The organism is Streptomyces sp. NPDC040432, assembly GCF_055595445.1.
Window position 1 is genome coordinate 442,066 of sequence record NZ_JBVIVP010000006.1, and the last position, 10,925, is coordinate 452,990.

Annotated in this window: 8 protein-coding genes; 7 read left to right on the top strand and 1 reads right to left on the bottom strand. The window is 75.5% G+C overall.

The window, feature by feature from the left end:
• Window positions 1-65: 65 nt before the first annotated feature.
• Complete coding sequence (locus ACZ58N_RS17305) at window positions 66-818, bottom strand: NUDIX domain-containing protein (RefSeq protein WP_471160079.1); 753 nt, start codon at window positions 816-818, stop codon at window positions 66-68.
• 155 nt (window positions 819-973) lie between these two features.
• Between ACZ58N_RS17305 and ACZ58N_RS17310 the strand changes: the two genes are divergently transcribed.
• The 7 genes from ACZ58N_RS17310 to ACZ58N_RS17340 all read left to right on the top strand — a co-directional run bounded on the left by ACZ58N_RS17310 (window position 974) and on the right by ACZ58N_RS17340 (window position 10,800).
• Entirely contained in the window at window positions 974-3,004 is a 2,031-nt protein-coding gene (locus ACZ58N_RS17310) for a protein kinase domain-containing protein (protein ID WP_471160082.1), read from the top strand.
• A 39-nt stretch (window positions 3,005-3,043) separates the two neighbouring features.
• Complete coding sequence (locus ACZ58N_RS17315; protein ID WP_471160085.1) at window positions 3,044-5,611, top strand: outer membrane protein assembly factor BamB family protein; 2,568 nt, start codon at window positions 3,044-3,046, stop codon at window positions 5,609-5,611.
• A gap of 73 nt (window positions 5,612-5,684) precedes the next feature.
• Window positions 5,685-7,856 carry a protein kinase domain-containing protein gene (locus tag ACZ58N_RS17320; RefSeq protein WP_471160087.1) on the top strand — a complete coding sequence of 724 codons (2,172 nt, stop codon included), beginning with the start codon at window positions 5,685-5,687 and terminating at the stop codon, window positions 7,854-7,856.
• 257 nt (window positions 7,857-8,113) lie between these two features.
• Window positions 8,114-8,656, top strand: a complete 543-nt coding sequence (locus ACZ58N_RS17325) for a type 1 glutamine amidotransferase domain-containing protein (protein WP_471160088.1) — start codon at window positions 8,114-8,116, stop codon at window positions 8,654-8,656.
• A 466-nt stretch (window positions 8,657-9,122) separates the two neighbouring features.
• Complete coding sequence (locus ACZ58N_RS17330) at window positions 9,123-9,551, top strand: hypothetical protein (RefSeq protein ID WP_471160090.1); 429 nt, start codon at window positions 9,123-9,125, stop codon at window positions 9,549-9,551.
• A gap of 93 nt (window positions 9,552-9,644) precedes the next feature.
• Window positions 9,645-10,187 carry a hypothetical protein gene (locus ACZ58N_RS17335; protein ID WP_471160092.1) on the top strand — a complete coding sequence of 181 codons (543 nt, stop codon included), beginning with the start codon at window positions 9,645-9,647 and terminating at the stop codon, window positions 10,185-10,187.
• A gap of 1 nt (window position 10,188) precedes the next feature.
• On the top strand, window positions 10,189-10,800 hold the full coding sequence (locus tag ACZ58N_RS17340) for a hypothetical protein (protein WP_471160094.1): 612 nt from the start codon (window positions 10,189-10,191) through the stop codon (window positions 10,798-10,800).
• Window positions 10,801-10,925: the final 125 nt, after the last annotated feature.

Consider the following 10,925-nt stretch of genomic DNA (forward strand, 5'->3'; position numbering starts at 1 on the left):
GCGAGGCAGACGGGAGTTCGACGGCAGGTCCTAGGCCCGCGGTGACCTCCCTCCACGTCCCCCTGTCAGATCCCGGGCCGGGGCGGGGCCCCGGTGTAGCGCCGCACGACCCCCTCCAGGTAGTCCACGTGTGGTCCCGCCAGGCCCGCCAACTCGTCCGGGGAACGCACGAACGCGATCCCGTCGAGCTCCGGATCGCGGCCCTCCGCCCGCTCCGCCGCCACCAGCGCGGTGAACCGCTCACGCAACTCCGCCTCCGGCCGGGGTGGCGCGAGGTGGGTCAGCCCGACGCTGCCGTGCGCACCGCGGGTGACCGCCCACAGCCGCAGTTCCGCCGGCTCCGCCTCGACCCCGATCTCCTCGACCAGCTCACGTGCCGCCTGACCCCCCAGCGCGGCCTCGTCCAGCACCTCACCGGCCTCCGGCGGCTCGACGGCCCCGCCGGGCAACTGCCACCGCCCGGGGGTGGCCGTCGAGGCCGACATCCGCGCCACGAAAACCCTTCCCTCGTCGGTGGGTTGAACCACGTTCACGAACAACGACGGCAAGTGCCGCGCACCGGGAACCCGGCGCAACACCCGATGCCGGTACATCACCGCGGCCCAGCGCAGGAACAGGGTGTCGGGATCGACCCGCCGGAGTTCCGAACATCCCACCACCGGTCCGTCGAACAGTGCCGGATTGGCCTGCACGGCCCTCTCCCACTCGCGGTCCCGCGCCGCTTCGAGGGCGGGGGACAGGGCGGGCGCCGCGCCCTCGGCCAGCCGAACGCGGCGAACGTCGTGGAGTTCCGGGCCCGAAGGCGGATTGTCGGTCATCCGGCTCATCGTAGGGGTGTCGACCCGTGTCGACCCGTCTCGCCGTGGACCCTGGACGGACCCGCCGGACGCGGCACGGAGGTCCGCGCGGGGTCGACCCCTCAACTTTTCTGATTGCGGGGCCCTTTGGGGGTGGCGCCCCTACGATCAAGCGCATGAGACCAGTGATCGCCCCCCTGCCGGGAGGCGCGCCCGCGCAGCTCGGCGGTCACCGGATCCTGGGTGTGCTCGGGTCCGGCGGCATGGGGACGGTCTACCTGGCCCGGCGCCGCGGCCGTCCCGTCGCCCTCAAGACCATCCGGCCCGAACTCTTCCGGGACGCCGACCTGCGCGCACGGTTCGGTCGCGAGGCCACGGCCGCGGCGGCGGTGCGCAGCCCCTTCGTCGCGGCGGTGCTCGGCTCCTCGGCGTCCGGTCAAATTCCTTGGCTGGCAGCCGAGTTCGTGCCCGGGGCCACACTCGCCGATGCCGTGCTGCGGCACGGCCCGCTGGTGGAGCCCGCCGTGTGCGTCCTGGCCGCCGCCCTCGCCAGGGCGCTGACCGCCCTGGGTGGCGCCGGTGTCGTGCACCGCGACCTCAAGCCGTCCAACGTCATACTCGGTGCCGACCGGCCCCGCGTGGTCGACTTCGGGATCGCCCGGGTGACCGGCGACGCGACCTTGACCGCGACCGGGCAGCGTCCCGGAACTCCCGGCTACATGTCCCCCGAACAGGTCGTGAAGGGACCCCTCGGACCGCCGAGCGACATCTTCTGCCTCGGCGCGCTGCTCGTGTTCGCGCTGACCGGCCGGCACGCCTTCTTCGACGGCGACCCGGTCCGCGCGGACTTCCGCATCGCCTACGAGGCCCCCGACCTCGCCGGAGTGCCGTCCGCCCTGCTCCCGATGGTCCGGGGCTGCCTGGAGAAGCGCCCGGCCGACCGGCCCACCGCCGCGGAGGTGACCGGCGAACTCGACCCGCAGGACATGGCGCTGCGCAGCGCCACCCGCTGGCTCCCGCCCGCCGTGCGTGCCGACGCCGCCGAGATCCGACGGGCCGCCGCCGCACTGGGTGCCGGACCCCGACTGCCGGCCCGACGCCGGCTCCTCGCCGGCGCCGGCGCGACCGTGCTGCTGCTCGCCGCCGGCGGCGCCACGGCCCTGCTGCGCCGCGGGGAGGACGGCGGCGCGGCAGGGCCGCCCGCACCCCGCTGGAGCGGACCGCCCGGCACGGTTCCGCAACCGCTGTGGACGTACGACGGCGCCGCGACCGAACCGGCCTTCGGGCCGGTCGGCGCCGACGGGGCCGTGTGGTTCGCGGACGGCGACGGCGGGGTGGCCCTGCACGATCCGGTGTCCGGTGAACGCCGCGGCCGCGGTCCGATCGCCCGGGCCCTCGTCGGCGGTCGCCGCCCGGTCGCGCTGGCCCCGGACGGCACCCTCCTCTTCCTCGACGCCGCCACCGGCGCGGTCCGTCACCGCGTGCCCGGCGGGGTGGGCGCGCTGCTCGCCGCCGACGAGGACCGGGCGTATGTCCTCGACGACGCCGGGCGGGTCGCCGCGCTGGCGCCCGCGGACCGGGGGGCACGCTGGCGGGTGCCCGCCCCGGTACCCGGTCCTGCGGTCGTCGCGGCCACCGGGCGGGGACTGCTGCTCCTGGCGTCCGTGACCGGCGGGATGGCGGCCCTGTCGGTCTCCGACGGCCGCCTCGCGTGGCGACGTCCCGCGGGCGGCGACGGCCGCTGGACGGCCATCTCCGCGCGTGTCGTCGTCGTGGGCGGCGGTGGCCACCTGGCCCTGAACTGCTTGGGCCGGTCCGACGGCGAACAGCGGTGGACGCTTCCCGCCGACGACCCGGCCGGCTTCGGCCCGCCCGCCCTCGTCGGCGACACCGTGTACGTTGCGGACGGCCGCCAGCTCCGCAGCATCGACGTGAACACCGGGGCGCCCGCCTGGACCGTCCAGGCAGCCGACGAACTGGCCCAGGACCAGGCGCCGTTGGTGTCCGGAGCCGCCGTCTTCGTGCCGCTGCGCAAACCCGGGCTCGGCATCCTCGTGGTGGACGCCGGGCGGGCGGCGGAGCAGTACGCCTTCGCACCGCCCCCCGCGGCGGGCGTCCGCGCCGAGACGCCCTGGCGGGGAGCGGTCGTACGGGGCGGCGTCGTCTGGCAACGCGGCAGCGCCGTCCGCGCCCTGCCGGGCATGTGACCGGTCCCGGCCCGGGGCCACGAGGGGAGGGGAAACGCGATGGGACGCGGACATCCGGAGGTGGGGTTGCTGCCCGAGGACCCGAGGGACACCGGGCCGTACCGGCTGCTGGCCCGCTGGCCCGGCCCCAGGTCGGCCCCGCCGGAGCACGGCATGTACGTGGGCCGCGACGGGGACCACGGGCACGCCGTGGTCTGCCTCCTGCCCCCGGCCGCGTACGCGGCCGTCGGGACGCTGCACCGTGCCCCCGTGCCGGGAGTGCCGGCCGTGCTGGACATGCGGACGGGGACCGTCCCTTCCTGGGCGGCCCTCGCGTACACCCCGGCCGTCTCCCTGGCCGACGTGGCGGGACGGCCCGGTACGGGGGCCGGGGTCCTGTCCCTGGAACGGTCGGTGGGGATCGCCGCGGAGGTCGCCGCGACCCTGGCCGCCCTGCACGCCAGGAACATCGGCTACGGCGCCGTCGCGCCCGAGGGGGTGTGGCTCACCACGGGCCGCCCCCTGCTGATGGCCCTGCACGCCTGCCGCACGCTCACCGGGTCCGGCGACCCACCGGGACCGGAGCCCGAACCGGGGCCCGGGTCCGAATGGGGACCCGGGCCCGAGCCGGCTCCGCAGCCCGAGCCGCGCGGTGTACGGGACCGGGACGGTCGGGCGCCTCGCCGGGCCACCGGGCCCGCGCCGGCCGAGCCGCGGAGCCGCGTGTCGACGGTTCCCGCCGCGTTCATGGCCCCGGAGGTGGCGGCCGGCCGGCCGTCCTCAGCGGCCGCCGACGTGTACGCCCTCGCCGTCCTGCTGATCCACACGGCCACCGGGACACTGCCCTTCGGGGACGGCCCGCCGCCCGTCCTGGCCTACCGGGCCGTCCACGACCGGCCCGAACTGCCCGCGCTGCCCGGCGAACTGGGCCCGGCCGTGGCAGCGGCACTGGACCCCGCCCCGACCGACCGGCCCACGGCCGCCGAGTTGCACCGGGCGATGGCGCTCCACGGACTGGAGACGGCCGGGCGTTCGACGGACGGGCAGCGGCGGCCCGCGGGGCAGGACGGTCCGTCGCCCCTGGCCCCGTTGCCGGGTCGGGTCGTGGCGGCCCTGGCCGTGCGCGCGCAGGAGATCGCCGACCTGGACACGGAGACCCGGGACGCCGACGCCCCGCCGACGGACACCCCGTACACGGACACCCCGGACCCGGACGACGGGCGCCGGGCGGCCGGTACGGCCTCCACGGACGACGCCTCACCACGGGGCGGCCCACCGGGACCCGTCGGCGGCCCGCACGCCGAACCGGTCCGCCTCCCGGAGGACGATCCGGACCAGCACCGGCGCACCGACCCGCACCCGCAGGGTGCCGAGAGCCGGCACGCCCCCATCGCGTCGCCGCTCCCGCCCCCCACCCGCCGCCGACTCCTGACCCACCTGATCGCCGGCGCGGCCCTCGGCGCCTCCGGCACGCTCGCCTGGTCCGCCCTCACCGGGGAGGGCGGCCGGCCCGGGCCGTCGTCCGGGGCCGGCGCCGCGACGGGCACGAGCCCCCGGGTGCCCGGGATGCCGCCGCCCGCGCTGTGGCGCTTCGACGACAACACGGCCCGTACGCGGCTCCTCCCCGTCACCGGCGCCGACCGCTTCCTGATGCTGCGCGGCGACGACCTGTACGGGCACGACCTGCGCACGGGCAAGGAGGTGTGGCGGATGCCCGAATTGAGCGGCAGCAACTCGCTCGCCCAAGTACCCGGAGACCGCTTCCTGGCGATCACGCGGGAGGGAATGTCGCTCTGCTCGCTGAGCGAGGGCCGGGCCCAATGGCTGCAACGCTTCGAGAACCTCTCCGGTGTGCTGGCCGTCGAAGGCACCACCGCGTGGCTGGTGGTGGCGGACGGCAACCCGTCGGGCGGTCACCTGCTGGCGGCCTTCGACCTGGACCTGCGCAAGGAAATGTGGCGCACGCCGCTACCGGCGGGCTTCGACTACGGATTGGCCGCCCACGTCGGCCCGCGGACCGTCATCGTGGAGGTGATGGTGCAGCCCCGGGAACTGTTCGAGAACATCACGTCCGTCCGGACGCTGGAGATCGCGGGATACGACCGGACCGACGGACGCATGCTCTGGAACCGCTCCTTCCGCGACGTCGACGCCGGCCCCTCCTCCACGGTGGACCCCGCGGCCGGCGGTCGGCTGTTCCTGCTCGCACGAGGCCACGCGCAGGCCCATGACCTGGAATCCGGCAACCGGCTGTGGGAATCGCAGGCCGTGGTCGTCGGTACGAACTGCCGGCCGCTCCTCGCCGGCGGCACGCTGTACCTGGCGGACGACGGCCGGGGCCCCCTCGTCGCCGTGGCACCGGACACCGGACGGACGGTGTGGACGCAGGAACTCGACGAGAAACTGGAGTGGTTCATGGTCGGCGGCCTGGTGACGAGCACGTCCGGACGCACCCTCTACCTGTCGACCCTGAACCAGATCACCGCGACGTCCCTCCCCTCGGGCAAACGCCTGTGGCAGGCGGGTCTCGCCGGGGTGGAGGCCCGCCAACCGTTCCAACTCGTCCCGGCACCCGGCGTACTGCTCGTCGCCCGACCCTCGGCGGTGGTCGCCCTCCCGGCCGACTGACCTTGCCCCGCCCATCCCCGCCACCGAAGCCTCCGCCCGCCCCGCAACCCCGTCGCGAAGGACCCCTCCCGCCATGTCCACGCTCCTGCCCCTCCTGCCCGACGACCCCGAACGGCTCGGCGCGTACACGCTCCTCGGCAGGCTGGGCGGCGGCGGCATGGGAACCGTCTTCCTGGCCCGCACCGCCGGTGGCCGGCTGGCCGCCGTCAAGACCGTACGGGCCGACCTGCGCGACCGGCCCGGCCACCGGGAGCGCCTGACCCTGGAGGCCGAGGCCGCGCGGTCCCTGGGCGCGGAGCACACCGCGGCGTTCCTCGGCGCGGACCCGGACACGGCGATGCCGTGGCTGGCCACGGCCTACCTCATAGGTCCCTCGTTGGCCGAGGCGGTGGCGGCCGGGGGACCGTTGCCCGAGGGGGCCGTCCGCGGACTGGGCACCGCCCTCGCCGCCGCCCTCGGTGCCCTGCACCGCGCCGGACTCGTCCACCGCGACCTCAAACCCTCCAACGTACTCATCACCGCGCAGGGCCCCCGGCTCATCGACTTCGGCCTCGCCCAGGCCCCCGGCAGCCCCCGGCTCACGGAGGCGGGGGCAGTGGCCGGCACACCGGCCTACATGTCACCCGAGCAGGCCCGAGGTGGGCCGCCCGGCCCGGAGGGCGACGTGTTCGCCCTGGCCGCCGTCCTGGTGTTCGCCGCCACCGGCCACGGTCCCTACGACGCCCGCGGCCGGCAGAGCACCCTGCAACTCCTGCGCGACGGCGCCGCCCCCGACCTGACCGGCCTTCCCGACGGGCTGCGCGAAACACTCGCCGCCTGTTTCTCTCCGGACCCCGCGCGACGCCCGCGCCCGGACGGCCTGTGCGATCGGTGGGGGCCGTTCGACGCCGGAGCGTTCGCCGACCTGCTGCCGCAACCGATCCTGACCGACCTGTCACGACGGATCGATGACGTCGCCACGGTCACCGCCGCCCCGCTGCGCGCCCCCGCCCCGCGACGCGCAGTCTCCCGCCGCACCGTGATCGCGGGTACCGCGGCGGCCGTCCTCACCGTGGTGGGCGGCGGCGCGGCGCTCCGGCTCACCGGCGCCCTCCCGGGCACGGGCGGGAGCAGGGGCTCGGGCAGTGGTTCCGGCGGTCCGAAGGCCACTCCCGGCCCGGGCCGCAGCACCCGCCCGCCCGGCACCCCGCCGGCCCCGCTGTGGTCGGTCCCCTCCCCGTCCTCCGCCACCCCGGCCGAGGCGATCGACGAGGTCCTGATCCACCTGACCGACGTCATGCGGGGCATCTCGACCGTCGACGGCCGGATCCTGTGGGAGGCCCAGACCGCCAGGACCCGTGTGGTCGTGGCCGGCAACCGGCTCGTGGGCCTCGTCTTCGACGAGGACGGCAACGCGAGCGCGGGATACGTGGATCCGCTGACCGGCCGGCTCACCGCCGACGCGGCCGGCCCCGCCGTCCTGGGCGAACTCGCCTTCACCACCGGGCTGCTGGCCGCCGACGCCGAATGCCTCTACCTCAAGGCGTACTACCGTGCCGGCGAGCAGGAGGACCAGCCCTGGCTGATCGCGTACGACCTGGGGGTACGGAAGGTGCGCTGGCGCCAACGCATCGAGGGCGCCGTCCTGGACGCCGACGACTCCCTCATGATGTCCGCGATCGTCTCCGGGGGCCGCCTGATCGCCTCGGATCCCGGGCGCATCCTGGCCGCCGACCTACGCGACGGCCACCTGTTGTGGGCGACCCGGGTACGGACCGACCAACAGGCGCTCACGCCGACCGAGTCGGGCGGCTTCAACCGTCCGGTCGTCTCGGACCGCCACGCCTTCGACTTCGAGGAGCGGATCACGGCGGTGGACCTGACGACGGGAGCCGTCGCCTGGAAGCTGGAGCCCGAGGGGACGAAACTGCTGAGCGCGCCGGTCTGGGCGAACGGCACGGTGTACGTCGCGGACGGCGCGTTCCATGCCGTCGACGCGTCGACCGGGAAGAAGGTGTGGTCGCACGACCCGGGCGCGTACGTCTCCATGCTGGCCCCACCGGCGCCGTTCAGCGGCGAGGTCTACGCGGCGGTCGGGGGCGGCGGGATGGCCGTCGTCGCGGTCGACGTCGCGGCACGCCGGACCGCGTGGACGGTGTCCGGGGGCGCCGTGAACATGCCGGACGGACCCAACATGATCGTTCAGCGCGGAAACCGGCTCTACCCCCAGGCCACCGACCGCATCGCGGCCCTCCCGCTGGACTGACCCGCCGCACCACGGTCCCCCGCAGGACGGGGGACCGCGCACCTGCGCCTGGTGACCGCCGCGGACCGGGGCCCGGGGACCGGTGCGGTGGACAGCAGGCCACGCGGCCGTCCGAACAGCAACGCCCTGATGATGCCGAGGGCGTCACCCCCACCCGTCCGGTTGAGGCGCGTCCCGCAGGGCAGGCGCGGGGCGGACGGCCGGCGGTGCCGGAACCCCGACCGGGACGAGAAGGACGAGACGAGGAGGTGGACCCGGTGCGCATCGCGTTCCTGACCGCGCTGGAAGGCGTGGAGGAGATCGAACTCACCGAACCCTGGAAGGCGGCCGAGAAGGCCGACTGGAATCCGCAATTGGTCTCGACGGGACCGGGCCGGGTGCAGGCGTTCCGCCATCTCGACAGGGCGGGCACGTACCCCGTGGACCACGTGCTCGCCGGCGGCAGTTCGGACGGCTACGACGCCCTGGTACTGCCCGGAGGCGTCGCCAACCCGGATGCCCTGCGCACGGACGAGAAGGCCGTCGGCTTCGTCCGCGACTTCTTCACGGCGGGCAAGCCCGTGGCGGCGATCTGCCACGCCCCGTGGACGCTCGTGGAGGCGGACGTACTGCGCGGCCGCACCCTGACCTCCTGGCCCAGCCTCGCCACCGACATCCGCAACGCCGGCGGCACCTGGATCGACGAACAGGTGCAGGTCTGTCACGCGGCGCCCGCGACGCTGGTCACCAGCAGGAAACCGGACGACCTGGAGGCCTTCTGCACGGCATTCGTCAAGGAGTTCCGCAACCACGGCTCCTGACGGCACGGGACCGGCTCCCGACGGCACCGCGCACGACCGCGCGACACCCGACGGACCGGTTCCGCACGTTCAACCCCCACCCGCACCCGCACAGCGACGGAGAAGCCATGGGCACCCCTCCCAACGACCCCGTTCCGCCCTCTCCCACCCCCGCCCCGGGACCCGGCCCCGGTCCCCAACCGGGTCCGCTGCCCGGGCCCGTGCCCGGACCAGGAGGCCCCGACCCGGTGCCTCCGGCCCCGCCGGCGCCCGGCCCGGACCCGCACCCCGCGCCCGCGCCGGGTCCTGACCCCTTCCCCCAGCCCGGTCCGCTGCCCGGCCCGGGACCGGCTCCGGAGCCGGTCACCTGAGCGCTGCGGCGGGGCTACCGGGCGCGGCACCGCGAGTGGCCGACGGCCGCGCGGGTAGGCGCCCCTTGACCCGGAGCCCGTCAAGTGGCCCGGCCCAACGAAACGGAGTGATCGGTATGCGCACCGCAGCGGCACGGGCGATGGGCCTGGCCACCCTCGGGTACGGAGCGGCGGTCGCCATCAGCCCCCGCGTGCTGGCCGGCCCCTGCGGCCTGTCGGACAAGGGCTCCTCGGCCCTGCTGATCCGGGCGCTCGGCGTCCGGGACGCGGTGATCGGCGCCGCCATGGTCGCGCTCCCCGAAGGAGCCGCCCTGCGTACGGCGGTCCTGTGCCGGGTCACGGTCGACGCCGGGGACGCCCTGCTGTTCGGCACGTTCCTGGCCGGCAGGCGGGAACGCTCCGTGGCGGCCGCCGCGGCCCTGGGCTGGGCGGCCCTGTGCGGATGGACGCTGACCGGTGACGGCCGGCAGGCCGCGCCGCTCGTCGAGGACGCCGCCAACGTCGCGGTGCGCGCCGCCCAATCGGTGTCCCGCGCGGAACTCTGACCACCCGCACTCGCGGCGGGCGGCGGGTTTGTCCGGCGACAGGCCGGGCAGCCGCGCGTCAACAAAGGGTAGGCCCCGGGACGGAGGCCGGAAATGTCAACAAGCATGCTGATCGTCATCATCGTCGTCGCTGTGATCGTGGTGGCGGCAATCGCCGCACTGGTTTCGATGCAGGCCCGACGACGCCACCTGCAAAGTCGGTTCGGACCGGAGTACGAGCGCGCGGTGGAGGAGCAGGGCGGCCGGATGGCCGCCGAACGAGACCTCCGCGCCCGCGAGGAACGGCACGACAAGCTCGACATCAAGGAACTGCCCGCCGAACGGCGGCAGCAGTACGCACAGGAATGGAGCGGCGTCCAGGAGCACTTCGTGGACCGCCCCGAAGGCTCGCTGACCGAGGCCGACGAGCTGGTGTCGCGACTGATGAAGGAGCGCGGCTACCCCACCGAGGGGTACAGCGGCGCCGTGCGCGACCTGTCGGTCGAACACGGCCGCACGCTGGAGCACTACCGGGCGGCGCACGGCGTCAAGGAGCGCAGCGGGAACGGACAGGCGACGACCGAGGAGCTCCGAGGGGCGATGGTTCACTACCGAGCCCTGTTCGAGGAACTGCTCACCGACCAGAGGAGCAGGTGACATGCGCATCCAGGACGAGAACGCAGGCCAGGGGCGGGGCGGCGAGCCCGGCCTGACCACCGAGGACCTCGCCCATCCGGGCGGCGCGGAACGCGGCCAGGCACCGGTCTACCCGGGCGAGGCGACCACCGGCTTCGGTGAGGGTGGAGCCCGCGACGCGGGAACCCGCGCCGACGAGTACGACCGGCCCGTCCCGGGCCGGCCCGACAGGGGCGCGGACCCCCTCACGGCGGACGCGGACGTCGACGCGACCGCGGACGTGGACGGAACCGCGGACCGAACAGCGGCCACGGACCGGAACGGCGTGCCTACCGCCACCGGCGAAGTCGGCCCGGCCGAGGACACCGACCCGCTGCTCCCCACCGGAGAGGCGGAGGGGTTCCGCAAGTCGTGGAGCGACATCCAGAGCCGCTTCGTCGACGACCCGCAGGAGGCCGTCAGGTCGGCGGACACCCTCGTCGCGGAGGTCATGCAGACGCTGGCCGGTTCCTTCGCGGCCCACAAGCAGGGCCTGGAAGGCCGGTGGGACCGGGGCGAGCAGGTGGCGACGGAGGACCTGCGGTTGGCCCTCCAGCACTACCGCTCGTTCTTCAACCGTCTGCTCAAGACCTGAGCCCGGCGAGGACCCCGCGCGGAAGCGTGGAACGGCCCCGGGGGGGGGGGGGGGGGGGGGGGGGGGGGGGGGGGGGGGGGGGGGGGGGGGGGGGGGGGGGGTGGGGGGGAGGAGGGGGGGGGAGG

Bases quoted from the DNA above. Each gene is read 5' to 3' on its own strand.
- ACZ58N_RS17340 (WP_471160094.1), top strand. From the start codon at position 10,189: ATGCGCATCCAGGACGAGAACGCAGGCCAGGGGCGGGGCGGCGAGCCC.
- ACZ58N_RS17330 (WP_471160090.1), top strand. From the start codon at position 9,123: ATGCGCACCGCAGCGGCACGGGCGATGGGCCTGGCCACCCTCGGGTAC.
- ACZ58N_RS17310 (WP_471160082.1), top strand. From the start codon at position 974: ATGAGACCAGTGATCGCCCCCCTGCCGGGAGGCGCGCCCGCGCAGCTC.
- ACZ58N_RS17335 (WP_471160092.1), top strand. From the start codon at position 9,645: ATGTCAACAAGCATGCTGATCGTCATCATCGTCGTCGCTGTGATCGTG.
- ACZ58N_RS17305 (WP_471160079.1), bottom strand. From the start codon at position 818: ATGACCGACAATCCGCCTTCGGGCCCGGAACTCCACGACGTTCGCCGC.
- ACZ58N_RS17315 (WP_471160085.1), top strand. From the start codon at position 3,044: ATGGGACGCGGACATCCGGAGGTGGGGTTGCTGCCCGAGGACCCGAGG.
- ACZ58N_RS17320 (WP_471160087.1), top strand. From the start codon at position 5,685: ATGTCCACGCTCCTGCCCCTCCTGCCCGACGACCCCGAACGGCTCGGC.